Raw genomic sequence first — 26,662 nt, forward strand, 5'->3', positions numbered from 1 at the left:
TTCAGCCACGTGATCATTCTGGCCGCTCGGTTGCCACCTGGCGGCAACCGAGCGATGCGTCACAACGGGGCGAACGCAGTCTGATGCGGCACTAGGAGCGGCCCCGGGGTCGGTCGTGGCGCCCGGCGGTCGTGGCCGGTGCACGGTGCGCGGGTGGGGCGCCCGGTTCGTGGCGGGCGCCTGGCGGTCGTGGCCGGAGCCCGGTGCGCGGGTGGGGCGCCCGGCGGTCGTAGGGGGCGCCAGATGGTGGACGGCGGCGCGGGAGGCGGCGCGTGGGTTCGCGGAAGCGCCCCCGCGGCCGCCGCCGTCGCTAGGCTGACGGACACGGGGCTGCCGCGGCGACCCCTCGACGGACCCGGAACCGGGCGGCCGCGGCGCGACCCGGCCGCGAGTGAGGAGCAGGCCCATGGCGAGCGAGGCCACCAGCGTGCGGCAGGAACCCCTGGAGCCCTCGGGCGCGGGCGCCGCGATCGAGCGCTGGACGCTCACGGCGGGCCCGTACGAGGCGAGCGTGCTCACCCTCGGCGCGACCCTGCACACCCTGAGCGCACCGGACCGCTCCGGCCGCGTCGCCCAACTGCTTCTGGCCACCGACCGGTTGTCCGGGATCCTCGGCCCGGCCCGGCACTACGGCACGGTGGTGGGCCGGTACGCCAACCGGATCGACGGCTCGTCGGTCACCATCGACGGCGAGGAGCACCAGCTCGCCCCCACGGGTGGCGGCATGACCCTCCACGGCGGGCCGGACGGCTTCGCACACCGGATGTGGGAGGCCGGGCCGGTCGACGGCGGCGTGCGGCTGGCGCTGCACAGCCCGGACGGTGACCAGGGCTTCCCGGGCGCGCTGGACGTCACCGTCACCTACACCCTGGACGCCTCCGGCGAGCTGGTGATCGCCTACCGCGCCGTCACCAGCAAGCCGACCGTCGTCAACCTCACCAACCACGCGTACTTCAACCTCTCGGGTGAAGGCAGCGGCGACGTCCTCGGTCACCTGCTCACCCTGGACGCCGACACGTACACCCCCGCCGACGAGCGGCAGATCCCGTACGGCCGGACCGAGCCGGTGGCCGGCACGCCCTTCGACTTCACGGTGGCCACGCCGATCGGCAAGTCGGTGCACGACGAGCACCCCCAGCTGACCGGGCCCGGCGGCTACGACCACAACTGGGTGCTGCGCGGCCGGCCGGGGGACGGCAGCCCGGCGCGGGCCGCGCTGCTGGAGGACCCGGTCAGCGGCCGCACCCTGGAGGTGCTGACCACCGAGCCGGGCGTCCAGGTCTACACGGCCAACAAGTTCCAGGGCGCGGTCACCGGCGCGCGCGGCGTCCCCTACGGGCCGTTCGCCGGGATCGCGCTGGAGACCCAGCACTTCCCGGACTCCCCGCACCACCCGGCGTTCCCCAGCACGGAGCTGCGGCCGGGGGAGGAGTTCCGCTCGACGACCGTGCTCCGGCTGGGGACCAACTAGCGGGCGGTGCCCGGCCGGCGGTGCCCGGCGCGCTACGGCTTCGCGAGGTCCCGGCGCATGCAGAGCCGGGGCCAGCGGTCCAGACCGTGTTCGGCCTCCTTGCGGCGGATCTCGCGCAGGCCGGGGGTGAGTTCCTCCCCGGCCAGCGGGCGGAAACCGCAGCGGGCGTAGTAGGGGGCGTTCCAGGGGACCTCGGCGAAGGTGGTGAGGGTGAGCGCGGGGGCGTCGGTGGTCTCGGCGAGGTGCTCGATCAGTGCCCGGCCGATGCCGCGGCGGGCGTGGTCGGGGTGCACGGAGACCTGTTCGATGTGCAGCGCGCCGTCCACCGGTTCGGCGAGCAGGTAGCCGGCGACGGTCCCGTCGGGGGCCTCGGCGACCAGGGCGGTGCCCTGCTCCAGGTAGTGCGCCAGCTCCTCCGGTGCCGGGGGTTCGTCCTCGGCGATCTCCGGCATGCCGATCGCGGCGAACGGTGCGCCGGCGGCCCGCTCCAGTTCGGCGAGCAGTGGAAGTTCGTCCCTGGTGACGGCTCTGATTCGCATGCGTCCAGTCTGCTGCAGGCCGCTTTCGGCCACGCACGGTGGTGCCGTCGGCCAGTCAGCAGAGGGGAGAATCGGGCAAACTCGGGCAATCGGTGCGGCCGTCAACTACCGAGCGGCAACGTCCAGGACACGCGGGCGTAACGATCGCGGTTTCTTGCAGAAACTTGCTGCAAGGACTTTCCGTCGATCTTGCACCGCTGTTAACTTCCTTCCCGAGCCCGACGGCAGCAACGGTGCGGTCGGTACGAGGCAGCCATTATGCGCCTGTCTCCGAACATCTCGGGCACCCCCACCCTCCCAAGGAGTTCTCATGCGGCGTGGCATCGCGGCCTCTGCCCTCGTTGTGGCCCTCGCGGTCTCGATGGCTGCCTGTAGCAGCAGCGGCTCCAGCTCCGACGGCAAGGCCGACGGGCCGGTCACCCTCACGTACTGGGACACCTCGAACGCCACCAACGAGGCGCCGAACTACCAGGAGCTCGTCAAGAAGTTCGAGGCTGCGAACCCGAACGTCAAGGTCGACTTCGTCAACGTGCCGTTCGACCAGGCGCAGAACAAGCTCCAGACCGCGATGGGGGCCAAGGGTGCTCCGGACGTGTTCCGCTCCGAGGTCGGCTGGACCGCCGCCTTCGCCAAGGCCGGCTACCTGGAGCCGCTGGACGGCACCCCGGCCGCCGCGGACACCTCCGCCTTCCAGCCGAGCCTGATCCAGCAGGCCAAGTACGAGGGCAAGCTGTACGGCGTGCCGCTGGTGACCGACACCCTCGGCCTGCTCTACAACAAGGAGCTGTTCACCAAGGCCGGCATCACCGAGGCGCCGAAGACCTGGGACGAGCTGAAGACCGACGCCGCCGCCGTCAAGGAGAAGGCCGGGGTGGACGGCTTCTGGCTGAAGGCCGCCGACGGCTACTACGCGATGCCGTTCCTGTTCGGCGAGGGCACCGACACCGTCGACGCCGCGGGCAAGAAGATCACCGTCGCCTCGCCGGAGGCCGTCAAGGCCGTCGAGACCTACAAGTCGATGTTCACCGCGCCGGGCACCGTCAAGGCCGACGTCACCACCGACGCCTACGCGCACATGATGGACGCCTTCAACAGCGGCAAGGTCGCGGCGATCGTCCAGGGCCCCTGGGAGATCACCAACATCTACAAGGGTTCGGCCTTCGCCGACAAGAACAACCTCGGCATCGCCGCCGTCCCCGGTGGCTCCGCCGGCAAGGGTGGCGCTCCCACCGGCGGCCACAACATCTCGGTCTACGCGGGCGCCGACAAGGCCCACAAGGCCGCCGCGGAGAAGTTCGCCGCCTTCATGACCTCGGCCGAGAGTCAGGCGTTCATCGCGCAGAAGAACTCCACCCTGCCCACCCGCTCCGACGCCTTCACCGCGGACGTCAAGGCCGACCCTGGCATCGCCGGCTTCCAGGCCGTGCTGAGCAGCGCCAAGCCGCGCCCCGAGCTGCCCGAGTACAGCTCGCTGTTCGCCTCGCTGGGCACCAACCTGGGCAAGGCCGTCCAGGGCACCAGCACCCAGGACGCGCTGAACACCGTCTCCACCGACTACGCCAAGCTCCTGCCGGGCTTCGCCAAGTAGTCCCTGCGCCCGGCCCGCCGGTCGACGGATGACAGCGGGCGGGTGGCGGTGACCCCGCGACGGCGAACGAATGACGGATAACAGATTTCATCATCTGTCAGCTGTCATCCGTTCGCTGTCCGCGGCCCGTCGCCACCCGCCCCGCGGCACCCGTCGCCCACTGCGGACCGGGCCGTCGGCTCCCCCCGAGAATTCCCCCCGAGAAGGTGCAAACGATGTCAGTCGCCGTGCAGGGCGCCACCGGCAAGGGCAACCGGGAACGCGAGCAGCGTCCGGGCCTGCTGGAACGCGTCAAGCGCTCCTACGCCAAGCACTGGTACGCCTACGCGATGATCGCCCCGGTCGTACTGGTGCTCGGTGCACTGGTGCTCTACCCGCTCGCCGAGGGCATCTGGCTCACCCTCACCGACGCCAACAGCCTCAACGTCGCCCGCAAGATCGGCGTCAACGAGATCCCGGCGAGCTACGAGTTCGTCGGCTTCCACAACTACGCCGACATCCTGTGGGGCCCCGGCTCGTACGACCGCTTCTGGTCGCACTTCGTCTGGACCATCGCCTGGACGGCCGTCTGCGTCTTCCTGCACTACACCCTCGGCCTCGGCCTGGCCCTGCTGCTCAACCAGAAGCTGCGCGGCCGCGCCGCCTACCGGATGCTGCTCATCCTGCCCTGGGCCGTACCGACCTTCGTCACCGTCTTCTCCTGGCGCCTGATGCTCGCCGACGGCGGCGTCGTCAACACCATCCTCTCCTTCCTGCACCTGCCCGAGCCGGGCTGGCTCACCGACCCGTGGGCGCAGAAGGCGGCCGCGATCATGGTGAACACCTGGGCCGGTGTGCCGTTCATGATGATCTCGCTGCTCGGCGGCCTCCAGTCGATCCCGGCCGAGCTGTACGAGGCCGCGGAGATGGACGGCGCCACCGCCTGGCAGCGCTTCCGGTACGTCACCCTGCCGGGGCTGCGCTCCGTCTCCTCCACGGTCGTGCTGCTCGGCGTGATCTGGACGTTCAACCAGTTCAACGTGATCTTCCTGCTGTTCGGCACCGGCGCCCCCGATGCCCAGCTGCTGGTCACCTGGGCGTACCGGCTCGGCTTCGGCCAGATCCCCCGGGACTACGCGCAGTCCGCCGCCTACGGCGTGATCCTGCTGTCCATCCTGATCGTCTTCACCGCCTTCTACCGGCGCTGGCTCGCCCGCAACGAGCAGGCCAACGGCTGAGGCCCCGGACCCAGTTGACCCACGAAGGCAGGTAACCCCGATGAGCACCACCACCGAACTCCCGGCCCGCCCGGCGGCCGCGGCCCCGGCCGCCCGGCCCGCCAAGGTCCGCCGCCGCGGCGAGCGCAGCCCGATGGCCCGGGCGCTGTCCCACGGCACCCTGATCCTGGCCGGCCTGATCGCGCTCTTCCCGGTCGCGTGGATCCTGTTCGTCTCGCTCGGCCCGGACAAGACCGACTACCTCCACCCCGGCCAGATCCTCGACAAGCTGACGCTGTCGAACTACCAGCACGTGCTGTCCGACACCGACTTCTTCACCTGGTTCGGCAACGCCCTGCTGGTCTCCGGCGTCACCACCGTGTTCGGCGTGATGCTCGCCGCCACCACCGGCTACGCCGTCTCCCGGATGAAGTTCCCCGGACACAAGCCGCTGATGTGGTCGCTGCTGGTCACCCAGATGTTCCCGATCGCGGTGCTGATCGTGCCGATGTACACGATGCTCTCCGAACTCGGCCTGCTGGACAGCTACACCGGCCTGATCCTGGTCTACTCGACCACCACCGTGCCGTACTGCGCCTGGCTGCTGAAGGGCTACTTCGACACCATCCCGGTGGAGATCGACGAGGCCGGCCGGGTCGACGGGCTCAGCCCGTTCGGCACCTTCTGGCGGCTGGTGCTGCCGCTCGCCCGCCCGGGCCTGGCGGTGGCGGCCTTCTACTCCTTCCTCACCTACTGGGCCGAGGTGCCGTTCGCCTCCACGTTCATGCTCAGCTCCGACAAGTACACGTTGGCCGTGGGCCTCCAGACCTTCGTCAGCGAGCACGACGCCCAGTGGAACCTGATGGCCGCGACCGCCGTGCTGATCGCGATCCCGTCCGCGGCCTTCTTCTACCTGGTGCAGCGCCACCTGGTCACCGGCCTGACCGCCGGTGCCTCCAAGTCGTAACGGGCCGCCACGTCGTCACGCGCACCACGTCGTCACACGACCGCACGCCGTCGCAAGACCGCACGCCGTCACAAGACCGCACCTCGTCGCGCGCCTCCACGTCCCAGCGCCTTCCGCTCCTCTAGTCCCCAAGGGATACCGTCCATGACCCAGAACCTGGCCGACACCTCCCGGCCTGCCGCCGACACCGCTCACGAGGCGAACGTCAGCGCGTCCAGAGGCTGGTGGCGGGACGCGGTCATCTACCAGGTGTACCCGCGCAGCTTCGCCGACTCCAACGGCGACGGCATGGGTGACCTGCCCGGCATCCGCAGCCGCCTGCCCTACCTGCGCGACCTCGGCGTGGACGCGGTCTGGCTCTCGCCCTTCTACGCCTCGCCGCAGGCGGACGCCGGCTACGACGTGGCCGACTACCGCGCGGTGGACCCGATGTTCGGCACCCTGCTGGACGCCGACGCCCTGATCCGGGACGCCCACGACCTGGGTCTGCGGATCATCGTCGACCTCGTCCCCAACCACTCCTCGGACCAGCACGAGTGGTTCCAGCGCGCCCTGCGCGAGGGCCCCGGCTCCCCGCTGCGCGAGCGCTACCACTTCCGCCCCGGCAAGGGCGAGCAGGGCGAACTGCCGCCCAACGACTGGGAGTCCATCTTCGGCGGCCCGGCCTGGACCCGCAGCGAGAACCCGGACGGCACCCCCGGCGACTGGTACCTGCACCTGTTCGCCCCGGAGCAGCCCGACTTCAACTGGGAGAACCCGGCCGTCGCCGACGAGTTCCGTTCGATCCTGCGGTTCTGGCTCGACATGGGCGTGGACGGCTTCCGCATCGACGTCGCCCACGGCCTGGTCAAGGCCCCCGGCCTGCCCGACCTCGGCGGCGCCGACCAGCTCAAGCTGCTCGGCAACGACGTCATGCCGTTCTTCGACCAGGACGGCGTGCACGAGATCTACCGCAGCTGGCGCAAGATCCTCGACGAGTACCCGGGGCAGCGGATCGGCGTCGCCGAGGCGTGGACCCCGACCGTCCAGCGCACCGCCAACTACGTCCGCCCCGACGAGCTGCACCAGGCCTTCAACTTCCAGTACCTGGGCACCGGTTGGGACGCCACCGCGCTGCGCGAGGTGATCGACCTCTCGCTCGACTCGATGCGCCCGGTCGACGCCCCCACCACCTGGGTGCTCTCCAACCACGACGTCACGCGGCACGCCACCCGGTTCGCCAACGAGCCCGGCCTCGGCACCCAGATCCGCACCCCCGGCGACCGCGAGCTCGGCCTGCGCCGCGCCCGCGCCGCCACCCTGCTGATGCTCGCGCTGCCCGGCTCGGCCTACGTCTACCAGGGCGAGGAGCTCGGCCTGCCGGACGTCACCGACCTGCCCGACGAGGTCCGCCAGGACCCGTCCTTCTTCCGTCAGGCCGGCCAGGACGGCTACCGCGACGGCTGCCGCGTCCCGATCCCGTGGTCCGGCACCGAGGCCCCGTACGGCTTCGGGCCGGTGGCCGGCGGGCCGTCCTGGCTGCCCCAGCCGGCCGAGTGGGCCGGGCTGAGCGTCGAGGCGCAGACCGGCGACCCGACCTCCACCCTGGAGCTCTACCGCAGCGCGCTGGCCGTCCGCCGGGCGCAGCCCGACCTCGGCGCCGGCACCGGGGTCGCGTGGCTGGAGAGCCCCGAGGGCACCCTGGCGTTCCGTCGCGGCGCCTTCGTCTGCACCGTGAACACCACCGGCGAACCGGTGCGGATCGCCGCCCCGGGCACGCTGCTGCTGGGCTCGGCCGACCTCGTGGTGGACGGCGGCGAGACGGTGCTCGCTCCGGACAGCACCGGCTGGTGGGCGGTCTGACGTGGTTGGAATAGGCTCTGGGACCGTGACTACGGCGCGACTCTCAGACATCGCGGCGCAGGCGGGGGTCAGCGAAGCCACCGTCTCCCGCGTGCTCAACGGCAAGGCGAACGTTTCCGCCGCCACCCGGCAGACCGTGCTGGCGGCGCTCGACGTGCTCGGGTACGAGCGGCCGACCCGTCTTCGCCAGCGCAGCGCCGGGCTGATCGGTCTGATCACGCCCGAGCTGAGCAACCCGATCTTCCCCGCGCTGGCCCAGGTGATCGAGCAGGTGCTCAGCCGGCACGGCTACACGCCGGTGCTGTGCACCCAGACTCCGGGCGGGTCCACCGAGGACGAACTGGTGGAGATGCTGGTGGACCGGGGCGTGGCGGGCATCGTCTTCGTCTCCGGGCTGCACGCCGACACCACCGCCGACCACGACCGCTACGCCCGGCTGGCCGGGCGCGGGGTGCCGTTCGTGCTGATCAACGGCTACAGCGAGAAGATCGACGCGCCGTTCATCTCGCCGGACGACCGGGCCGCGATGTGGATGGCCGTCCAGCACCTGGCCGAACTCGGGCACGAGCGGATCGGGCTGGCCGTCGGTCAGCGCCGGTACGTGCCGGTGCTGCGCAAGATCGAGGGCTTCACGGCCGCGCTGCGCGAGGTGCTCGGGCTCTCCCGGGAGGAGGCCGACGACCTCGTCCACCACACGCTGTTCAGCGTGGAGGGCGGGCACGCGGCGGCCGGCGCGCTGCTCGACAAGGGCTGCACGGCGATCGTCTGCGGGAGCGACATGATGGCGCTCGGGGCGATCCGGGCGGTGCGGCAGCGCGGGCTGTCGGTGCCGCAGGACGTGTCGGTGGTCGGCTTCGACGACTCGCCGCTGATCGCCTTCACCGAGCCGCCGTTGACCACGATCCGCCAGCCGGTCGAGGCGATGGCCACGGCGGCGGTGGACGCGCTGCTGGAGGAGGTCGGCGGAAACGCGGCCCAGCGCGGCGAGTTCATGTTCCAGCCGGAGCTGGTGATGCGCGGGTCCACCGGGGCCTGCGCGCGCTGAACCCCGGCCGTCACGGCCGACGGAAGGGCCCCGGAGGGCGGTTGCTCTCCGGGGCCCTTCGGCGTGCGTGCGTGCGGTCGGCCGCCCCGGGCCGTCGGGCGGTCAGCCCTCCTGGGCGGTGGGGCGGTCGACGGTCGGTCGGTGCCCGTCGGCCGCCTCGCCGGTACGGGTCTCGGTACGGCGGCCGCGGGCCAGGTAGTCGCGCAGGACCAGTTCGACGGCGTCCTGCGGGTTCTTGGTGCCGGAGAGCAACATCGCGTCGATCGCGAGGTTCGCGTCGAGGGTGACGGTGACCTGGGCCATGTGACTCCTCCTCGGGTGCAGAGCAGCAGCATGCCCGTTGGGGCGGGGATTCACCACGGTGATTCGCCATGGGGATTCAGCACGGGGATTCACCGCGGGGATTTGCCACGAGGTACGGCCGGAGGCATGCCGGAACCCCCGGGGAGGAGCGACCAGACTCTCCCCGGGGGCGTGGGCGGTCAACGTTCGGACGACAGCTGACAGATGATGAAATCTGTTATCTGTCAGCTGTTATCCGTCGACTGTCGGCTGTTCGCTGTTCTCAGACCCGGCCGGCGAAGTCCGGGGCCCAGTTGGCGATGCTCTGCTCGCGGACGCCCGAGCTCGGGTTGGCGGCCTCGACGTACTTGCCGTTGCCGACGTAGATCGCGACGTGGTAGACGCCGGAGTCCTTGCCGTTGTTGGACCAGAACAGCAGGTCGCCCGGCTGGAGGCTGTCCAGCGAGACGTGGGTGCTGGCGGCGGCCTGGTCGGCGGCGACGCGCGGGACGGAGACGCCCGCGGCGCGCAGCGCGGCCTGGGTCAGGCCGGAGCAGTCCCAGCCACCGTTACCGGTGCCGCCGTAGACGTACGCCTGACCGACCTTCGACTCGGCGAAGGAGACCGCGGCGGCCATGCTGCCGGTGGCGGCCGGAGCCTGGGTCTGGGCCGGAGCCTGGGTCTGGGGAGCGGGCTTGGTGGACGGCTTGGCGGCCGGGGTCTGGGCCTGCGCGGTCGGCTGGGCGTTCACGGCACCGCCGTTCGCGGACTGGCCGGACTTCTGCGAGCGGTCGAACCAGGTGAAGTCCGAGCCGGACTTGCCGGTGGCGGACTGGCCGGCCTGGGCCTGGCCGTTGCCGCCGAAGGACAGCTGCTGGCCCGGGTAGATGCTGTCCGGACCCTCGGTCAGGGTGCCGCGGTTGAGCTCGTACAGCCGCTGCCAGCCGCCCTGCACCTTGTGCTGGTCGGCGATCGCGGACAGCCAGTCGCCCTCGACCACGGTGTAGTCGCCGTTCTGGGCCTGCTGCTGGCGCTTCTGGACCCAGTCGCTCCGGTTTCCGGAGGCGGCGGAGTCGGTGCTGGCCTGCGTGCCGTCCTGGGAGGGCGCGGAGGGCGCGGCGGGCTTTGCGGCCGGGGCCTGGGTCTGCGGAGCGGGCTTGGCGGCCGGGGCGGCCGGCTTGGCGCTCTGCGCGGGCTTGGCGGCGGTCGAGCCCGCGGTGGAGCCCGCCGAGGTGTCGACGGCGGCCGCGGCGCCGCCCTTGGTGAGGCCGGCCTGGACCGAGCACACCGGCCAGGCGCCGGGGCCCTGCGAGGCGAGGACCTTCTCGGCGACGGCGATCTGCTGGTCCTTGGTGGCCAGGTCGGCGCGCGCCGCGAAGGCGGTGCCGCCGAAGGCGGACCAGGTGCTGGAGGTGAACTGGAGGCCGCCGTAGAAGCCGTTGCCCGTGTTGATGCTCCAGTTGCCGCCGCTCTCGCACTGGGCGACCTTGTCCCAGGTGGCGACGGTGGCGGCGGAGGCGGTGCCGGAGGCGATGCAGGGGACGGTGAGGCCGACGCCCGCGACGCCGAGGGCGGCGATCACGCGACGGGTGCGGCTGGACAGACGAGTGCCGTTGGTGGGCAGCATGAAGACGCGGTCCTCTCCCACGCCTGCGAGGTGAGCTGTCGGATTCGGGCTGGAGTTGCCCGGCCGCGCTGTGGGCGCGGCTTCACCCCTAGCCCTGGACCGTTCCGGAGATCGGTCCGGGGCGACTTACCTGTGGGTCCCCCGCTCCTGCCGTGGTGCGATTTCGCGCTGCCAGGACATCCGACGGCAGGACTCGGCGTCGCGGATGAACCGGGTTCGTGTGGTCACGAACGGGGAGCACGTTAATCAGACTTAAGTTCAAACTGCAAACTGCTGTGATGCGCATCACGGTTTAGTGGGAACTGCCAAAATTGCCGCTCCCCATGATCGCAAATGATCGTTTTCAGGCAACCCTGTTGTGGAAGCCCACAACTGGCAGCACTTCAGAAGTGGTGTGACGGCGCGTCGAATCGCGGGCCGGAGCGCCCGGGCAGATGCTGCGGCGGTCGTGATGCGAGCGCCCGCGACCGCGTTTCCTATTTCCTTTCAAATAGGCCAGAACGGACATTCCACTTCATCGCCGTCCGACTTCCGCGCGGGACGGCCATGGACCGGCGGAGCAAAACCGAAGGGCCCGGAACGCATGCCGTTCCGGGCCCTTCGGTGCGCGCCAACCGGCGCGCGTCGTCGACTACCGCCCTGCGGGCCCCTGGGAGGCCGCGTGGGCGCCGCGGACGCCCTCCAGAGCCCCCTCGGCCTCGGCGGCCGCCGCCTCCGCCTCGGCCCGTGCCAGGTCCTCCGGGGACGGCGCGGGCAGCGCCGCCAGGTAGGTGGAGGCGATCAGCTGGCCGACCGACGGGTACGAGCCCAGCGGCGCGGCCGACGGGCAGCCGGTCTCCTCGGCGGCGGTGGCGAGCAGCTCGGAGTCCGCCTCCGGGCCGATCACCAGCGGGGCCAGCGCCGGGCGCTGCGAGCCGGTGTCCCTGAGGTGGTTGACGGCCGCGGCCACCGAGCCGGGCACGTCGAGCGCGGCGGCGACGACCGGCACGGCCAGTCGGGCGGCCAGCAGCACGCCGGTGATGCCGGCTGCCGCGGCCGCGTCCTCGCCGCCGACGGTGGTCAGCACCACGCCGTCCGCGGCGGTCGCGATGGCGAACAGCCGGGCGCGGTCGGCCCGGGCCAGCCCGGCCTCGGACAGCCGGACGTGCACGGCCTCGGCCAGCAGCGGGTGCGGGCCCAGCGGGTCGGTGACGGGCGCGCCGTACTCGGCGGCGAGCGCGTGAAGCTCGGTCAGGAAGGTGTGCGGGCCGGGCACCAGCGGCACCAGGACGGGCGTCGGCAGTCCGGCCTCGGCCGCCATGGCCAGCAGCTCGGCCACGGTGCGGTCCTCGCCGCCCGCGCCCTCGCCGCCGTTGCCGGGCAGGTAGCCGACCGCGGTCCGGACGCCGTTCTGCTCGGTGCGGACGATCGAGAGCAACTCCTCGACGACCGAGCGGGACTCGGGCCCGGCGGTCGCGGGCACGGCGAGCACCAGGGCCGGGGCGCCGGCCGGGATCTCGGGGCGCTCGGGACGACGGTGGCGCCCCCGCGCACGGGAGCCTGGAGTACGGACGGGCAGTGGCGCGCCCGGGATGGCTGCGGTGCTCATGCCGGAGATCGTAGGACATCTGCCCGTCCGGCTTGCAGTCGGCTGCCGCGTGGGTTTCACGCGGTCGCGGTCCGGAGGCCGGTGCGTCTCCGGCACCGGTCCGGGCACTTTGCCTACAATCCGGACATTCCGCTCCCAATCCCCGCGCGACCGCCGGTGGTTGCCTCGACGCGACCCGAGGGCGCCGGCGTTGCACCTGGGGCGCGTGAGATGTCTCACAGCATGAGGATGGTTTGACGGAGGGTCACGGGGGTGCGACTCCCGGCATTCGAAGATCAACATTCAGCGGGGAGGCGCTCACGGCCGGTTATCGCGCGCCCGACGATTCATCGGCTATGTCCGTTTACGTACCGTCAGGAGAAGGGTCCGTGAAGAGTTCGCGGCTGCGGACAAAAGGCCACGTGCACCTGCAACGTCCCGTGCTGATGCACGTGCACTGCGGCTATCATCGCGTCAAGTGAGGCGTTGTGCCGGACCGGTACGGGGCCGGTCCGTTCGTTTCGACGGTGCCGGGGGCGCCGCGCTGGACGACAACTCCGGAAGCTCTTCGGGAGATTTCTATGCACGACTCGCAGGACACGCACGGCTCGTACGACACCTACAACGGGATGGCCGCCGCCGATCTCCAGGGGGTGGTCTGGCAGAAGAGCCGGCACAGCAACTCCCAGGGCAACTGCGTCGAGTTCGCGGCCCTGCCCGGCGGCGATGTGGCGATGCGCAACTCGCGGTTCCCGGACGGCCCGGCCCTCATCTACACCCGGGCCGAGATCGCCGCCCTGCTGCTGGGGGCCAAGGACGGGGAGTTCGACCACCTGGCGGTCTGACCGACCGCCGTGCTCCATCATCGGGGGGCCGTCGTGGGTGCCGACACCACGACGGCCTTTGTCTTTGTCTCCTCCGGGGGCCTCTTCGCCGGCGGTCTCCGCTTCGGAGGTGTCCGCTCCGGAGGCGTCCGCACTGGAGCGGAAGTCCTCGGCGGGGCCGAGTGGAAGGGCCCGGGGTGTGGTCCTCCCGGGGCTTCCGTCGACCGGCCGTGCGCCGCCCGGCGCATGGTCCGTCCTGGGCGTGCGGCCCGTTCGGGTCGGGGGCCCGGTCGGGGCGCACGGCCCGTCCTAGGCCGAGCGCCGATGCCGTCCGCCGATCTCGACGGGGCCGTCGAGCGGTGAGCGGCCGCCGAGTCCGGGGTGCCCGTCCAGCGGGGAGCCGACGATCGTCTCCGCCTCGAACATCGCCCAGACCACCTTGCCGCTGCCCAGCGGGTGCCAGCCCCAGGAGCGGCTGAACGACTCCACCAGGTGCAGCCCGCGGCCGGATTCGGCGACGAAGTCGGCCTCCCGTGCGATCGGGCCGATGCTGCTCGGATCGCTCACCGCGCAGACCACCTGGGGTGCGCGGTGCACCAGGCTTATTCGGATCGGGAGCCGGCCGTCCGGGGTCGGCTGCAGGGGAAAGCCGTACTCGCCCTGGGTGCCGCCCGACGGGTCGGGCCGTGCGCCGATCGCATGCCGGAGCGCGTTGGTCACGAGTTCCGACGCCACCAGCGCGACGTCGTCGAACAGCTCCGTCAGGCCCCAGTGCTGGAGCGTGCTCCGAGCGAAGTCGCGCGCGGTTCTGACGGCTTCGAAGCGAGGAGCGAGCGTACAGGTGACCACAAGGGGGTCAACCGCCAAAGCCGTACCGGTGCTCATGAAGAGCTCCTCCCATAAGGGGGCGGACACGGCTGGACCCGCCGGGGTCATGCCGGTCACCTCCGACTCGCTCGGCCGCTCGGCCGCCCCCTCGACCAGGCGCGCGCGCACTCGAACGCCCGATGACGCGGGGGACGTCGTCGGGTCGGTGCACGGAGTCGCGCGTGGGGTCGACACGGAGCCCGCGGGATTGCCAGGGATGTGCAGGTGCACGTGCACCATGGTGGTGTGCGCTCACTGCAGATGCAAGAGTCGATTCACGTGCAGTCGCACTATTGGCATATGCAAGCGCCGGATGCACGTGCATCCTGGTGTGTGGAGTGCGGAACTGATAGGAACATCCGTCAGTATCGGCACCGTGAGCGCTCAACTGATGGCAGACTGTGCGCTGTTTGCCCTAGGTGGAGGTTTCGACCGCATGACCACAGTTCAGCCGGGCGGCGGCTCGATGGTCCGCCGGATCCTCCTCGGCTCGCAGCTGCGCCGCCTGCGTGAGGCGCGCGGCATCACCCGCGAGGACGCGGGCTACGCGATCCGGGCCTCCGAGTCCAAGATCAGCCGCATGGAACTCGGCCGCGTCAGCTTCAAGGAGCGCGACGTCGCCGACCTGCTCAGTCTGTACGGCGTGGACGACGGCATCGAGCGGGAAGCCCTGCTCGGCCTCGTCCGCGAGGCCAACAAGTCCGGCTGGTGGCACAGCTTCAACGACGTGCTGCCGGGCTGGTTCCAGACCTACGTCGGCCTGGAGGAGGCCGCCCAGCTGATCCGCACCTACGAGGTGCAGTTCATCCCCGGGCTGCTCCAGTCCGAGGAGTACGCACGGGCGGTTTTCGGACAGAGTCGGCCGGTCATCAGCGAGGAGGAGGTCGAGCGACGGGTCAGCCTGCGGCTGCGCCGTCAGAAGCTGCTGGCCGAGGGCGCCAGCCCGCGCCTGTGGGCCGTCATCGACGAGGCGGCGCTGCGCCGGCCGGTCGGCGGGCCCAAGGTGATGCGCGGTCAGGTGCAGTACCTGATCGACGTGGCCGAGCAGGCCAACGTGGTGATCCAGGTCATGCCGTTCCGGTTCGGCGCGCACGCGGGCGAGTCCGGGGCGTTCACGATCCTGCGCTTCCCGGAGCAGGACCTCGCGGACGTGGTCTACCTGGAGCAGCTCACCAGCGCGCTCTACCTGGACAAGCGCGACGACGTCGACGCCTACATCCAGGTCATGGAGCGGCTCTGCGTGGACAGCCTCACGCCGGAACGCACGATAGACCTGCTCGCCTCGATCCTGAAGGAACGCTGAGCCGCTGCCGTCCGGGGCCTGTGAGCTCCCTCCCTCGCGAGGCCCCTCGGCAGCCGGTCACCAGGCCGCCCACCCGCCGTCAGCCGCGGGCCGGCGGCCGTTCGCGTTCCGGCGGGGACTGCTGCGGCGGGCGGCCCAGGTCCCAGGCCAGGTCGTAGCGGCCGAAGAGGTCGGCGCGGATCAGAGCCAGCGGGCTCTCGGCGCCCGGCAGCAGCACCCCGATGCAGCCGCCCATCAGCGCGCTGCGCAGCACCGCGTGCTCGGCGACCGGGTCGGGCGCGCCCCAGTCCCGCAGCAGCCCCTGGAGGATGGCGCCGAGCTGCTGCTGCTCCGGGTCCTGGACGAAGGCGCCGTTGTCCGGGTCGAGGATCAGCGCCAGGTGGGAGCGCATCACCCGGGGGTGGTCCATCGCCAGGCCGAGCACGGTGTCGATCGCCCCGGCCAGCCGTGCGTCGGGGGAGGACCCGGGGGCCAGCTCCGCCAGCGTGGCGGCCAGTGACTGGTGCATCATCCGGTGCGTCGCGGACTGCATGAGCAGCCGTTTGCCGTCGAAGTAGTACGAGAGCAGGCCGCGGGCGAGACCGGCCCGCTCGGCGATGTCCGTGAGCGTGGTGCCCGCGTAACCGCACTGGTCAACCAGCTCGACGGTGGCCCGCATGATCCGCCGGCGGGAGCGTTGCCGCATCTCCTCATTGACCGAATCCCCGCGAGGTGCCATCGTGTCTGCTCCGAACGTTCGTTGGCTCCGGGCCAATATACTTGTGGAGCCGACAGCCGCACCGGGATACCGTGCCCCGGCGGGCACTGCCCGGGCGGCCGCCACGAAGACGGCCGGCTCCACCGACACGGGGGTTTGGTGGAGCCGGCGCCATGGCCCGACGGCGCGGAGGCCGGTCGCGGGCGGGGTCCGGGGATCAGCGCCCGGCCAGGACGTCGGCCCGGGCCGCGGTCGACCCGACCGGCGGCTCGTCACGATCCGGCACGGGTGCGGGAACCGCCTTGCGACGCCGGTCCACCAGGGCGCCTGCCGTCGCGACCACCAGGCCGACCACCGCGACCACCGTGACGAACAGCAACGCCGGCCGGTAGCCGTCCAGCTGGGCCTGCGGGCTGTCGCCGCCCGCGCTGCCGGCCGTGATCATCGCGGTCGACCCGGCGAGGACCACCGCGGTGCCGACCTGGATCGCGGTGTTCACCAGACCCGAGGCCAGTCCCTGCTCCTCGTCGCCCACGCCGTCGGTGGCGGCGATGTTCACCGAGGGGAAGGCGAACGCGAAGCCCACGCCGAGCAGCAGCATCGAGGGCAGCACCAGGCCCGGGTACGAGCTGTGCTCGTCCAGCCGCAGGAACAGGGCGAAGGCGGCGACCAGTGAGGCCAGGCCGATCGGCAGCAGCCGCCCGGTGCCGAAGCGGTCCACGATCGGGCCCATGAACGGCGCCGAGAGCGCGATGAGGGCCGCGGCGGGCAGCAGTCCGAGCGCCATCTCCAGGGCCGACCAGCCGAGCAGGTGCTGGAGGTAGAGGGTGACCACGAACTGGAACCCGCCGTACGCGCCGGTCATCGCGAAGGCGACCACGTTGGCCCGGGCGACCGAGCCGTTGCGGAAGATGCCGAGCCGCACCAGCGGGTGCGCGGCGCGGCTCTCCACCCGCAGGAAGGCGGCGGCCAGCACGGCGACGACCAGCAGCGAGCCAAGGGTGCGCGGGCTCAGCCAGCCGGCGCCCTGGGCCTCGGTCACGGTGAAGACCAGCAGCAGGACGGTCGCCGTGCCGGTGATCGCGCCGAGGACGTCGTAGCCGCCCTGGGCGCGCTCCTCGACCGGGCGGGGGAGCAGCCGGACGGCGAAGAGCAGGGCGAGCAGCGCGACCGGGACGGGCATCAGGAAGGTCCAGCGCCAGCCGACCGAGGTGAGCAGGCCGCTGAGCACCAGGCCGAGCGAGAAGCCGCTGGCGCCGCAGGTGGTGTATATCGACAGCGCGCGGTTGCGGGCGGGGCCCTCCGCGAAGGTCGTGGTGATGATCGACAGGCCGGCCGGGGCGGTGAAGGCGGCGCTGACGCCCTTGAGGAAGCGGGCCGCGATCAGCAGGCCGCCGTCGTCGACCAGGCCGCCGACCAGCGATGCGGCGGCGAAGACGCCCAGGGCGACCAGGAACACCCGGCGGCGGCCGAGCAGGTCGGCGGCGCGCCCGCCGAGCAGCAGCAGGCCGCCGTAGCCGAGTACGTAGCCGGAGACCACCCACTGAAGGGTGGAGGTGGACAGGTGCAGGTCGGAGCCGATGGACGGAAGGGCGACGCCCACCATGGAGACGTCCAGGGCGTCCAGGAACATGGCGGCGCAGAGCACGATCAGGGTGCCCCAGAGGCGGGGAGTCCAGTGCGGCCCGCTGGTTGACGGGGCGTCGGGTGACGTGACGGTCGCGGTGGTCATGGGGAGGACAGTACATGCACATGCATTCAATGCAAATGAATTAAATGTGAACGCATTAATTGTCGATGCACGTGCTAGGGTGGCGGCGTGGCTGAACTCGACTCCCCGGCGGAGGCCGGTCTCGTCGCGCAGTGGCGCGAACTGCTGGCCCGGCATGCCGCCGCGGCCTGCGCCCTCGACCGCGAACTGGGCGACCGGTACGGGCTGGGCATGAGCGAGTTCGAGGTGCTGGAGCGTCTCGTCGAGAACTGCGGGGGCGGTGGGGGCCAGGCGGTGCGGGTGAGCGAGCTGGCCCACACCGTCCATCTGAGCCAGAGCGCGCTCTCGCGGCTGATCGCCCGCCTGGAGAAGGCCGGACTGGTCACCCGGGCGATGTGCGAGAGCGACCGCCGGGGCGTCCAGCTCACCCTCACCGAGGCCGGCCGGGAACGCTACGAGCAGGCCAGGCCGCTTCACCGCCGGGTGCTGGAGCAGGCCCTCGGCGACGGTCCCGGCCCGGTCGGCGGATCAGCCTCCGGCTGACGTCGCGTCAGAACCGCCGCACTGGTGCTTTGTCGACCTCACAGCAGGGAGTGCAGCCCCGGTGCCGCGGCCAGCAGCACGACCACGGCGGGCGCGGCGAGCGCCGCGACGGTGAGCCGCAGCCGGTGCGGGACGGAGAGCCGCGGACGGCCCGCGAGCAGTCGGTCCACCCGCTTCGGGGACTGTGCCAGGCCGGGCGGGCAGGAGCCGAACACCCCACGGTCCAGGTTGAGTTCGGCCAGCGCGAGGGCGGTGGTGTGCCGGCCGTGCCGACGGGCGGCCCGGTCGTCGGCGGCCAGTTCGACCAGCTCCGCCACCTGGTTCCGGAAGGCGCTGAACACGCCGACCCCGGGGAAGCCCGAGGCGAGCGCCTGGGCGAACTGCTGGAGCCAGTGGTGCCGGGCCCGGACGTGACCGCGCTCATGGCTCAGCACGGCGGCCAGCTCCCGGTCGGTCAGCTGCTGGAGGGCGCCGGTGGTGACCACCAGCCGGGAGTCCGGGCCGGGCAGCGACCAGGCCTCCGGACGGACGTTCTCCAGGACCACCAGCCGTTCCCGGCGGCTCCGGGCGGTCGCGATGGTGTCGGGCAACTCCGGTGCCCGGTTCGCCAGTTGGGCGTGCCGGCGATTGCGCACCGCCTTCGCCGTACGAACCTCCCGGGTCAGCGCCAGCACCGTCTGCACCCCGCCCGCGGCCAGCACCGCGGCGCACAGCCGGCCCCAGCCCTCGGCCTCCTGGAGGCCGTACGCCGCCTCCACGCCGTGCGGCGCGCCCGCGAACACCAGCGAGCGCAGCTCCGGCAGGGCGGCGGAGGCCGCCAGGAGGAGGCCCAGCGCGCAGCAGAGCAGAACGGCCACCACCAGGCACTGCCACACCAGCAGCGCCAGCACCGGTTCGCGCTCCGCCCAGCGGGCCCGGGCCAGCAGCCGGGGCACGAGGGTCGAGAGCAGCAGGCCGAGCAGCAGCAGGCCGATCAGGGCAGGCATCGATGGGCTCCCCGAGTACGCACGGAACGCGACAACGCGCTCCCTGCCAACCTATGCGCTGGCGACGCCCGGTGGAACGGCTTTCGACCGGCCAGTGACCAACGCCACGCTCGGACGGGGGCTTTGGCGTGGAGGGGGCGGGGGCAGGGACGTTTCGGCGTGGAGGGGGCGGAGGCTCTGGGGTGTCGGGAGGGTGTCCCGCAGGGCGTCACATGGTCAGGAGCATGGCGAACATGCCGATGCCCATGGTCAGTCGGCAGGCCTGCGGCAGCCCGGCGGTGCCGACCGCGAGGGTGCCCGCCGGAGTGCGCAGCAGCCGGCTGCCGGTCCAGACGGTGTACGCGGCGAAGTAGAGGAGGAGCACCCCGGTCAGCAGCGGAAGGCCCAGGGCGGCGGCTCGGTGGTGGCCGTGCCCGGAGGCGGACGCCATCGCGAGGGCCATGTACGTCATGGCGAGCGCGCCGACCGCGTGGTGCAGCCGGTGCGCCCGGCCGGCCGGGGCGTGGGCGGCGGCGAGCAGGAAGGCGGTGGCGGGGAGGCCGAAGAGCCCGGCCCAGACGGCGGGCGGGACGGTGGCGCCGGTGACGGCCATCGCGGCCATGCCCAACCCCATCAGGGCCTCGGCGGCGTCGGACTCGCGGGCGAGCGGCCGGTGCCCACCGCCCGGGGCGCAGGGGGAGTGGCGCAGCCGGACCAGGCAGGACGTGCCGGCGCCGGTGGCGAGGAGGGCGAGGAGCCAGTTGACCAGGGTGGGTCCGTGCAACGGCGGCCTCCCGGGGCGGTGGGCGCCGGGGGCGGCGAACAGGGGACAGCGAACAGCGGTCGGCGGACAGATGACAGCGAACAGATGATGAAATCTGTCGGCTGTCATCTGTCATCCGTGAGCTGTCATCTGTTCGCCGCCCCCGTGCGCGGCGACGGACGTCCGGTCCACGATCACCGCACCCGGCCGGGCACGGCCAGGGCGCGTACAGGGGCGCACAGTGGTGCCCGTCGTTGCGAAAGCCCTGGCCGCGCATCCGTCGCGTACTCGTCGCGCACCCGTCGCACGCCTGGTCGCACTCCCCGGCCGAGCGGACCGCTCACCCGGCCGCCATCAGGCCGGGGCGCTCAGCCCTGGAGCCGACCCGAGGCGACCACCCGGCTGAGGAACTGCCGCGTCCGCTCCTCCTGCGGATCGCCGAACACCTGCTCCGGCGGCCCCTGTTCGAGCACCACCCCGCCGTCCAGGAAGCAGACCTGGTCGGCGACCTCACGGGCGAAGCCCATCTCGTGGGTGGAGAGGACCATCGTCATCCCCTGTTCCTTGAGGTCCCGCACCACCGACAGCACCTCGCCGACCAGCACCGGGTCGAGCGCCGCGGTGATCTCGTCGAGGAGCAGCAGCCGCGGCCCGGTGGCCAGCGCGCGCACGATGGCGACCCGCTGCTGCTGCCCGCCGGAGAGCCGGTCCGGGTACTCCTCGGCCTTGGCCGCCAGCCCGAGCCGGTCGAGCAGTTCCAGCGCCCGGGCCCGTGCCTCGGCCCGGGCGACGCGGTGCACCCGGCGCGGGGCGAGCGTGATGTTCTCCAGCACCGTCAGATGCGGGAACAGGTTGTACGACTGGAACACCACGCCGATCCGGCGCCGCACGGCGTCCTCGTCCGCGCGCGGATCGGTGATCTCCTCGCCGTCCAGGAAGATCGCCCCGTCGTCGATCCCCTCCAGCAGGTTGACGCAGCGCATCAGCGTGGACTTGCCGGAGCCGGAGGCCCCGATCAGCGCCGTCACCGAGTGCTCGGCCACGGCGAGGTCCACGTCGCGCAGCACCACCTGGCCGCCGAAGGTCTTGCGCACCGACTCCAACCGGAGCACGTCGCTCGACGTCACACCGCACCTCCCTGGAGCTGGCGGCGGTTCATCCGGGTGGTCAGCCAGTCGGCGAACCGGGTCAGCGGAATGGTCAGCACGATGAACACCAGCCCCGCCACCAGGTACGGCGTGAAGTTGAAAGAGCGAGCCGCGATGATCTTCGCCGCGTACACCGCGTCGATCGCGCCGCCGATCGAGACCAGCCCGGTGTCCTTCTGGAGGCTCACCAGGTTGTTGAGCAGCGGCGGTACGACCCGGCGGACGGCCTGCGGCAGCACCACGTACCGCATCGTCTGCGCGTTGGTCAGCCCCAGCGACCGCGCCGCGGCCCGCTGGCTCGGGTGCACCGACTCGATGCCGGAGCGGAACACCTCCGACACGTACGCCGAGTAGGTCAGCACCAGGGCGGCCCCGCCCAGCAGCAGCGGATCGGTGGTCACCCCGGTCAGCCGCAGCGCCGGCACTCCGGTGATCATCACCAGCAGGCAGATGATCATCGGCAGCCCGAGGAAGAAGTCCACGTACGCCGTGGCCAACAGCCGTACCGGCAGGAAGACCGGACCGCGCAGCGTCCGCAGCACCGCCAGCAGCAGCCCGAACAGCAGGATCAGCGCCCCGCAGCCGAGCATCAGCTCCAGGTTCAGCCGCAGTCCCTTCAGTACCTCGGGCAGCGCCTGACGGGCGTAGTCGAGGTTGAAGAAGGTCCGCCGAGTCACCTCCCACCCGGGGGAGTTGACGATCAGGAGGTAGAGCACGACGGCCGTGGCCAGGGTCGAGCCGGTGGCGATCAGCGCCGAGCGGCGGGCCCGGGACCGCCGGTACGCCTCGTGCGCCAGCCGCCGCTCGGACGGGCGGTAGTCGTCCTCCGTCGCCGGCGCCTTGGTGAGCTCCGCCGGACCGGCGGCGCCCGGCGCCTCCCCGCCCGGCGCCTCCCCGCCCGGCGCCTCCCCGCCCGGCCCGGGGCTCAGGTCAGCGCTCACTTCAGCACCGGTGCCGAGACGGCGTCGGACAGCCACTGCTTCTCCAGCTTCGCCAGCGTGCCGTCGGCGCGCAGAGCGTCCACGGCCTGGGAGACGCAGCCGGTCAGCTTGGAGCCCTTGTCCAGCACCAGACCGAACTGCTCGGCCTGCGCGGCGGCCTCGAACTGGCCGACCACCTGGGCCTCCGGGACCTCGGCGCCGGTGATGTAGAAGGCGGTCGGCAGGTCCACCACCAGGGCGTCGATCTGGCCGTTCTTCAGCGCTGCCTTGGCCAGGTCGTTGGAGTCGAAGACGGCTGGCTGGGTGCTCGGCTTGATGGTGTTGGTGATGGTGTCCAGGCTCGTGGTGCCGACCTGCGCGCCGAGCTTGGCGCCCTTGAGGTCGGCGATGCTCCTGGCGCCCGCCGCCTTGGAGTTCTTCAGCGCGATGACGGTCTGGCGCACGTCGTAGTAGCCGGAGGAGAAGTCCACGGCCTGCTTGCGCTCGTCGCTGACGGACACCTGGTTGATGTCGAAGTCGAAGTCCTTGGCGCCGGGGGAGGTCGCCTTGTTGAACGGCGCGACCACCCAGCCGACCTTCTCCTTCGGGTAGCCGAGCTTCTCGGCGACCGCGTAGGCCACGGCGGACTCGAAGCCCTTGCCGTTCTCCGGCTTGTCGTCGGAGAACCACGGGTCGTACGCGGGCTTGTCGGTGCCGACGGTCAGCGTTCCGGCGGTGCGCGTGGCCAGCGCACCCGGCGCGCAGCCCGCCGCCGTCCCGGCCGCGCCCGAGGCGGCGTCGGACTTCGGGTCCTGCGGCGCGCAGGCGGTCAGCACGGCCGCGGCGGCGACCAGCGCGGCGATGGGCAGTACGGAGGAGGGCTTGCGGAGGGTCATGACGGGGCTCCAGGGAAGGACCGGCGGGACGGGGGGAACGAGGAGGGGCACGGGAGGGCGCGACGGGCGGCCCGCATCCCGGCGGGTCACTTCCCCCCGGTGGCGGCGCCGGAACACACGCGGCATGGTCGGCGTACGGGCCCGCGTCCGCGGCACCCCCCGAGCCGGATCGGCAGCAGCCGGGGCGGCGGCAGGCCGGTCAACAGCAGCGGCGACAGCGGCAGCTCAGGCCGCGCGCGCGACAGCGACGGCAGACGTGCCGACGGGAGGGCGCCCGGAAGGGGTTGTCGTGGCGTTCGGCCACCGTGATCACCGCCGGGAGCATGCGGGGAGGTTCGCATCAGAACAGCGCATCTGTCCAGAACATCCAGATCACTGTCCACATGCCGGACAACCCGCCTCCCGTCGAAGGTTTGGGCGCCGGAGGGGCTGTGCACCGGAGCTTTGCCGGTCCTGGCCCTCTTGAACAGGAGAACCTTTCGTACTTATGGTGTCTCCGTTGAAATAACTCCTGTCGAAGTGAGTCCACGATGCAGAATCTTTCGCCAAGGCTCGCTGTGGCGGCCGACGCCCCGGTCTCGACCCTCGCCGGCCACCCGGCCTGGCTGCGCCTGAAGGAGGCCGTCGAGACGCTGCGCCCGCTCCAGTCGAAGGACGGCTCGATCGACCTGGCCGCCGTCCAGCGGCACACGGTCGACCCGCTGGTCGCCACCGTCCGCGCCGCCGTCCAGGAGCTCGCTCCGCACTTCCCGCACGACGCCGCCTACCTGGCCGCCGTCGACGCGGACCTCGCCAAGTGGGCCGACACCGGCTACCGCGAGCCCGACTTCCTGGACTCGCTGCTCGCCTTCCAGCCCGCCGACCAGCGCGAGGACGGGCTGGAGCACCTGGTCGTCTTCCCGATGTACACCCAGAACGGCAACCCGGACCGCAACCTGGAAGCCGTCCTGCTGAGCGTCGTGTGGCCCGACTGGCTGGCCGAGCTGGAGCGCACCCGCTTCGACAACCCGATGTTCGTGCCGATCACCTTCACGGACTTCACCGCCGGCTACGACACCAACTCCGCCGTGCTCTTCCCCGAGACGGTCTCCGTGCGCAAGGCGCCGGAGCGTTTCACCTGGGGCGGCATCTTCTGCGACCGCGAGGCCGCCCGCTTCCGCGCCGTCTCCACCAGCGCCGTCCAGCAGCTCGGCCTGGAGATCCCGGCCGACGCCGAGGGCCTGCTCCAGGACCAGCAGCGCGCGCAGGAGACCTTCGTCCTGTGGGACCTGGTCCACGACCGCACCCACAGCCACGGCGACCTGCCGTTCGACCCCTTCATGATCAAGCAGCGCAGCCCGTTCTGGATGTACGGCCTGGAGGAGCTCCGCTGCGATCTCACCACCTTCAAGGAGGCGGTGAAGCTGGAGACCGAGGGCAACCCGCACGCCCGCGACGTCCAGTACGCGATCCTCTTCGACCGCCTGTTCCGCTTCCCTGTCTCCGGCGACCGGGTGCGCAACTACGACGGCATGGGCGGCCAGCTGCTCTTCGCCTACCTGCACAAGCACGACGCGCTGCGCTGGCGCGACAACCGCCTCAGCATCGACTGGGAGCGCGCCCCGCAGGTCACCAACGCGCTCTGCGCCGAGATCGAGACCCTCTACCGCGACGGCATCGACCGGCCGAAGCCGGCCCACTGGATCGCCGCCTACGAGCTGGTCTCCCGCTACCTCACCCCGCACCCGGCCTCCACCTGGGCGAAGGGCTCCGAGGCGCTGCCGCTCGACATCACCGACGGCAAGGCCCTCAACAAGGCCCTGTGCGACGCCGTGCTCCCGGACGAGTTCCCGCTGAGCATGTTCTACGAGGCCCTCAACAAGAAGCTGAGCGGCGTCATCGCCGCCACCGCCGGCATCACCGGCGCCGGGATCCAGGGAGTCGCCGCGTGACCACCTCCACCAACGCCCCGCTGGCCGGCAAGGTCATCGCCGTCGCCGGAGCCAGCGGCCCGGCCGGCCGCGCCGTGCTGCGCCGCCTCACCGCCGACGGTGCCACCGTGATCGGCGCCGACATCGACGCCCAGCGCCTGGAGTCCGCCCTGGACGCCACCCGGGTGGCCGTCCGCGGCGCCAAGGTCAGCGGCCAGGTGATCGACCTGCTCGACCCGCAGGAGGTCCACGACTGGGCCGACCACCTGGAGTCGGAGCACGGCCACGTCGACGGCCTGTTCCACCTGGTCGGCGGCTGGCGCGGCAGCAAGACCTTCTTCGACACCCGGCTGGACGACTGGGACTTCCTGCACGACACCGTCGTGCGGACCCTCCAGCACACCTCGCTGGCCTTCCAGCCCGCGCTGGTCCGCAGCACCGCCGGCCGCTACGCGATGATCTCCGCCGCGGCCGCGCACAAGCCCACCGCCGGCGGCGCCGCCTACGCGGCCGCCAAGGCCGCCACCGAGGCGTGGACCCTCGCGATGGCGGACTCCTTCAAGAAGGAGACCACCGACCCCGACGGCGAGCCCACCGCCGCGGCTGCGATCCTGGTCATCAAGGCGCTGGTCAGCCCTGAAATGCGGGCCGAGAAGCCGGAGGCGAAGTTCGCCGGCTTCACGGACACCACCGACCTCGCCGGACACCTGGCGGGCCTCTGGGACCGCCCCGCAGCAGAACTGAACGGACAGCACCTGTGGCTGACAGCCCGATGACCGACCTCACCCGTACGGACGCGGTACGGCGGCACGACCCCGCCGTCCGCGGCTTCGCCAGCGACAACTACGCCGGCGTCCACCCGGAGGTCCTCGCCGCGATAGCCCTCGCCAACGGCGGTCACCAGATCGCCTACGGCGAGGACGACTACACGGCCCACCTCCAGGACGTCTTCCGCCGCCACTTCGGCGAGAAGGCCGAGGCCTACCCCGTCTTCAACGGCACCGGCGCCAACGTGGTCGCCCTCCAGTCGCTGCTCCCGCGCTGGGGCGCGGTGGTCTGCGCAGAGTCGGCCCACATCCACGTCGACGAGGGCGGCGCCCCGGAGAAGATGGGCGGCATCAAGCTGCTCACCGTCCCCACCCCGGACGGCAAGCTCACCCCCGAGCTGCTCGACCAGCAGGCCTGGGGCTTCGGCGACGAGCACCGCGCGCAGCCGCTCGCGGTCTCCATCACCCAGAGCACCGAGCTCGGCACCCTCTACACCCCCGACGAGATCCGCGCGATCACCGAGCACGCCCACCAGCTGGGCATGCTCGTCCACGTGGACGGCTCCCGACTGGCCAACGCCGCCGCCTCGCTCGGCCTGCCGCTGCGGGACTTCACCACCGACGTCGGCGTCGACGTGCTCTCCTTCGGCGGGACGAAGAACGGCCTGCTCTTCGGTGAGGTCGTGGTGGTGCTCAACCCGGAGCGGGTGCGCAACATCAAGTACCTGCGCAAGACCTCGATGCAGCTCGCGTCGAAGATGCGCTTCGTCTCGGTCCAGTTCGAGGCGCTGCTCTCCGGCGACCTCTACCTCCGCAACGCCGGCCACGCCAACGCGATGGCCAGCCGCCTGGAGGCAGCGGTCCGGAAGATCGACGGCGTCGAGGTGGTCCGCCCGGTCCAGGCGAACGCGGTGTTCGCGATCCTCCCGCGCGAGGTGAGCGAGCGGCTCCAGAAGCGCTACCGCTTCTACTTCTGGAACGAGCACACCGGCGAGGTCCGCTGGATGTGCGCCTTCGACACCACGGAGGCCGACATCGACGCCTTCGCGGCGGCCATCGCCGAGGAGATGGGCCGCGCCTGACGGTGCCCGAACCACGGATCGTCCCGTCCCGCGTCAGCGGGGCGGGACGATTTGCATGTGGCGGGCCGGTCCCCGTACAGTTCCGGAGTCGCCGCGGGAGACCGGGGCGGCAAAGCGGAAAGCAAATCCGATGAATGAAACT

Annotated in this window: 24 protein-coding genes and 1 riboswitch; of the genes, 12 read left to right on the plus strand and 12 right to left on the minus strand. The window is 71.7% G+C overall.

Annotated features, from left to right (window positions below; genetic code table 11):
- Nucleotides 1-406: 406 nt before the first annotated feature.
- A complete protein-coding gene (locus ACZ6EM_RS39050) occupies nucleotides 407-1,471 on the plus strand; it encodes an aldose epimerase family protein (RefSeq protein WP_401045345.1) in 1,065 nt (354 codons plus the stop codon).
- A 32-nt stretch (nucleotides 1,472-1,503) separates the two neighbouring features.
- Here ACZ6EM_RS39050 and ACZ6EM_RS39055 read toward each other — a convergent pair whose 3' ends face one another.
- Nucleotides 1,504-2,010 (minus strand): GNAT family N-acetyltransferase, encoded by a 507-nt coding sequence (locus tag ACZ6EM_RS39055; protein ID WP_387685292.1) that lies wholly within the window; start codon nucleotides 2,008-2,010, stop codon nucleotides 1,504-1,506.
- A gap of 310 nt (nucleotides 2,011-2,320) precedes the next feature.
- Here ACZ6EM_RS39055 and ACZ6EM_RS39060 point away from each other — a divergent pair, with 310 nt between their 5' ends.
- The 5 genes from ACZ6EM_RS39060 (at nucleotide 2,321) to ACZ6EM_RS39080 (ending at nucleotide 8,648) form a co-directional block, all read left to right on the plus strand.
- Complete coding sequence (locus ACZ6EM_RS39060; RefSeq protein WP_465774559.1) at nucleotides 2,321-3,598, plus strand: extracellular solute-binding protein; 1,278 nt, start codon at nucleotides 2,321-2,323, stop codon at nucleotides 3,596-3,598.
- A gap of 215 nt (nucleotides 3,599-3,813) precedes the next feature.
- Nucleotides 3,814-4,815 carry a carbohydrate ABC transporter permease gene (locus ACZ6EM_RS39065; protein WP_401045341.1) on the plus strand — a complete coding sequence of 334 codons (1,002 nt, stop codon included), beginning with the start codon at nucleotides 3,814-3,816 and terminating at the stop codon, nucleotides 4,813-4,815.
- A 40-nt stretch (nucleotides 4,816-4,855) separates the two neighbouring features.
- Nucleotides 4,856-5,761, plus strand: a complete 906-nt coding sequence (locus ACZ6EM_RS39070) for a sugar ABC transporter permease (RefSeq protein WP_359911706.1) — start codon at nucleotides 4,856-4,858, stop codon at nucleotides 5,759-5,761.
- A 144-nt stretch (nucleotides 5,762-5,905) separates the two neighbouring features.
- A complete protein-coding gene (locus ACZ6EM_RS39075; RefSeq protein WP_401045335.1) occupies nucleotides 5,906-7,603 on the plus strand; it encodes a glycoside hydrolase family 13 protein in 1,698 nt (565 codons plus the stop codon).
- A 25-nt stretch (nucleotides 7,604-7,628) separates the two neighbouring features.
- On the plus strand, nucleotides 7,629-8,648 hold the full coding sequence (locus tag ACZ6EM_RS39080) for a LacI family DNA-binding transcriptional regulator (protein WP_359911712.1): 1,020 nt from the start codon (nucleotides 7,629-7,631) through the stop codon (nucleotides 8,646-8,648).
- A 102-nt stretch (nucleotides 8,649-8,750) separates the two neighbouring features.
- Here ACZ6EM_RS39080 and ACZ6EM_RS39085 read toward each other — a convergent pair whose 3' ends face one another.
- The 3 genes from ACZ6EM_RS39085 to ACZ6EM_RS39095 form a co-directional block, all read right to left on the minus strand.
- A complete protein-coding gene (locus ACZ6EM_RS39085; RefSeq protein WP_359911715.1) occupies nucleotides 8,751-8,951 on the minus strand; it encodes a hypothetical protein in 201 nt (66 codons plus the stop codon).
- 262 nt (nucleotides 8,952-9,213) lie between these two features.
- Complete coding sequence (locus ACZ6EM_RS39090) at nucleotides 9,214-10,578, minus strand: transglycosylase family protein (RefSeq protein ID WP_465774560.1); 1,365 nt, start codon at nucleotides 10,576-10,578, stop codon at nucleotides 9,214-9,216.
- A riboswitch (cyclic di-AMP (ydaO/yuaA leader) is annotated at nucleotides 10,565-10,735 on the minus strand. It overlaps the preceding gene by 14 nt.
- A gap of 453 nt (nucleotides 10,736-11,188) precedes the next feature.
- Nucleotides 11,189-12,145, minus strand: coding sequence for a sirohydrochlorin chelatase family protein (locus ACZ6EM_RS39095; RefSeq protein ID WP_465774561.1), 957 nt, complete (start codon nucleotides 12,143-12,145; stop codon nucleotides 11,189-11,191).
- A gap of 560 nt (nucleotides 12,146-12,705) precedes the next feature.
- Between ACZ6EM_RS39095 and ACZ6EM_RS39100 the strand changes: the two genes are divergently transcribed.
- Nucleotides 12,706-12,969: a DUF397 domain-containing protein gene (locus tag ACZ6EM_RS39100; RefSeq protein ID WP_097235176.1), complete on the plus strand. Its 264-nt coding sequence runs from the start codon at nucleotides 12,706-12,708 to the stop codon at nucleotides 12,967-12,969.
- A gap of 288 nt (nucleotides 12,970-13,257) precedes the next feature.
- Here ACZ6EM_RS39100 and ACZ6EM_RS39105 read toward each other — a convergent pair whose 3' ends face one another.
- A complete protein-coding gene (locus ACZ6EM_RS39105; protein WP_401053985.1) occupies nucleotides 13,258-13,833 on the minus strand; it encodes an ATP-binding protein in 576 nt (191 codons plus the stop codon).
- A gap of 418 nt (nucleotides 13,834-14,251) precedes the next feature.
- On the opposite strand from ACZ6EM_RS39105, the gene ACZ6EM_RS39110 reads away from it, so the two are divergent.
- Complete coding sequence (locus ACZ6EM_RS39110; RefSeq protein ID WP_188297256.1) at nucleotides 14,252-15,118, plus strand: helix-turn-helix domain-containing protein; 867 nt, start codon at nucleotides 14,252-14,254, stop codon at nucleotides 15,116-15,118.
- A gap of 79 nt (nucleotides 15,119-15,197) precedes the next feature.
- On the opposite strand, the gene ACZ6EM_RS39115 is transcribed toward ACZ6EM_RS39110, so the two are convergent.
- Together ACZ6EM_RS39115 and ACZ6EM_RS39120 are read right to left on the minus strand one after the other, a co-directional pair.
- A complete protein-coding gene (locus tag ACZ6EM_RS39115) occupies nucleotides 15,198-15,803 on the minus strand; it encodes a TetR/AcrR family transcriptional regulator (RefSeq protein WP_401053965.1) in 606 nt (201 codons plus the stop codon).
- Between the two features lie 229 nt (nucleotides 15,804-16,032).
- Nucleotides 16,033-17,547 (minus strand): MFS transporter, encoded by a 1,515-nt coding sequence (locus ACZ6EM_RS39120; RefSeq protein WP_401053964.1) that lies wholly within the window; start codon nucleotides 17,545-17,547, stop codon nucleotides 16,033-16,035.
- An 87-nt stretch (nucleotides 17,548-17,634) separates the two neighbouring features.
- Between ACZ6EM_RS39120 and ACZ6EM_RS39125 the strand changes: the two genes are divergently transcribed.
- The gene (locus tag ACZ6EM_RS39125) at nucleotides 17,635-18,069 is read left to right on the plus strand and encodes a MarR family winged helix-turn-helix transcriptional regulator (RefSeq protein WP_401053962.1); all 435 of its coding nucleotides are present in this window, start codon (nucleotides 17,635-17,637) and stop codon (nucleotides 18,067-18,069) included.
- 38 nt (nucleotides 18,070-18,107) lie between these two features.
- Here the strand turns inward: ACZ6EM_RS39125 and ACZ6EM_RS39130 are convergent, their stop codons facing one another.
- The 5 genes from ACZ6EM_RS39130 to ACZ6EM_RS39150 all read right to left on the minus strand — a co-directional run bounded on the left by ACZ6EM_RS39130 (nucleotide 18,108) and on the right by ACZ6EM_RS39150 (nucleotide 22,761).
- The gene (locus ACZ6EM_RS39130) at nucleotides 18,108-19,055 is read right to left on the minus strand and encodes a M56 family metallopeptidase (protein ID WP_401053960.1); all 948 of its coding nucleotides are present in this window, start codon (nucleotides 19,053-19,055) and stop codon (nucleotides 18,108-18,110) included.
- Nucleotides 19,056-19,263: 208 nt separating this feature from the next.
- On the minus strand, nucleotides 19,264-19,818 hold the full coding sequence (locus ACZ6EM_RS39135) for a DUF5134 domain-containing protein (RefSeq protein WP_465774562.1): 555 nt from the start codon (nucleotides 19,816-19,818) through the stop codon (nucleotides 19,264-19,266).
- A 347-nt stretch (nucleotides 19,819-20,165) separates the two neighbouring features.
- A complete protein-coding gene (locus ACZ6EM_RS39140; RefSeq protein WP_359914658.1) occupies nucleotides 20,166-20,924 on the minus strand; it encodes an amino acid ABC transporter ATP-binding protein in 759 nt (252 codons plus the stop codon).
- Complete coding sequence (locus ACZ6EM_RS39145; protein ID WP_401054860.1) at nucleotides 20,921-21,742, minus strand: amino acid ABC transporter permease; 822 nt, start codon at nucleotides 21,740-21,742, stop codon at nucleotides 20,921-20,923. Before ACZ6EM_RS39145 ends, ACZ6EM_RS39140 begins: the two co-directional genes overlap by 4 nt.
- 140 nt (nucleotides 21,743-21,882) lie before the next feature.
- The gene (locus ACZ6EM_RS39150; RefSeq protein ID WP_465774563.1) at nucleotides 21,883-22,761 is read right to left on the minus strand and encodes an ABC transporter substrate-binding protein; all 879 of its coding nucleotides are present in this window, start codon (nucleotides 22,759-22,761) and stop codon (nucleotides 21,883-21,885) included.
- A gap of 530 nt (nucleotides 22,762-23,291) precedes the next feature.
- On the opposite strand from ACZ6EM_RS39150, the gene ACZ6EM_RS39155 reads away from it, so the two are divergent.
- The 3 genes from ACZ6EM_RS39155 to ACZ6EM_RS39165 are packed head-to-tail and all read left to right on the plus strand — an operon-like array spanning nucleotide 23,292 to nucleotide 26,520.
- The gene (locus ACZ6EM_RS39155) at nucleotides 23,292-24,692 is read left to right on the plus strand and encodes a DUF6421 family protein (RefSeq protein ID WP_452180163.1); all 1,401 of its coding nucleotides are present in this window, start codon (nucleotides 23,292-23,294) and stop codon (nucleotides 24,690-24,692) included.
- Nucleotides 24,689-25,447: an SDR family NAD(P)-dependent oxidoreductase gene (locus ACZ6EM_RS39160; protein ID WP_359914666.1), complete on the plus strand. Its 759-nt coding sequence runs from the start codon at nucleotides 24,689-24,691 to the stop codon at nucleotides 25,445-25,447. Before ACZ6EM_RS39155 ends, ACZ6EM_RS39160 begins: the two co-directional genes overlap by 4 nt.
- On the plus strand, nucleotides 25,444-26,520 hold the full coding sequence (locus ACZ6EM_RS39165; RefSeq protein ID WP_359914671.1) for a threonine aldolase family protein: 1,077 nt from the start codon (nucleotides 25,444-25,446) through the stop codon (nucleotides 26,518-26,520). Before ACZ6EM_RS39160 ends, ACZ6EM_RS39165 begins: the two co-directional genes overlap by 4 nt.
- The last annotated feature ends 142 nt before the right edge of the window (nucleotides 26,521-26,662 follow it).

This window comes from Kitasatospora sp. NPDC041917 (assembly GCF_055589745.1).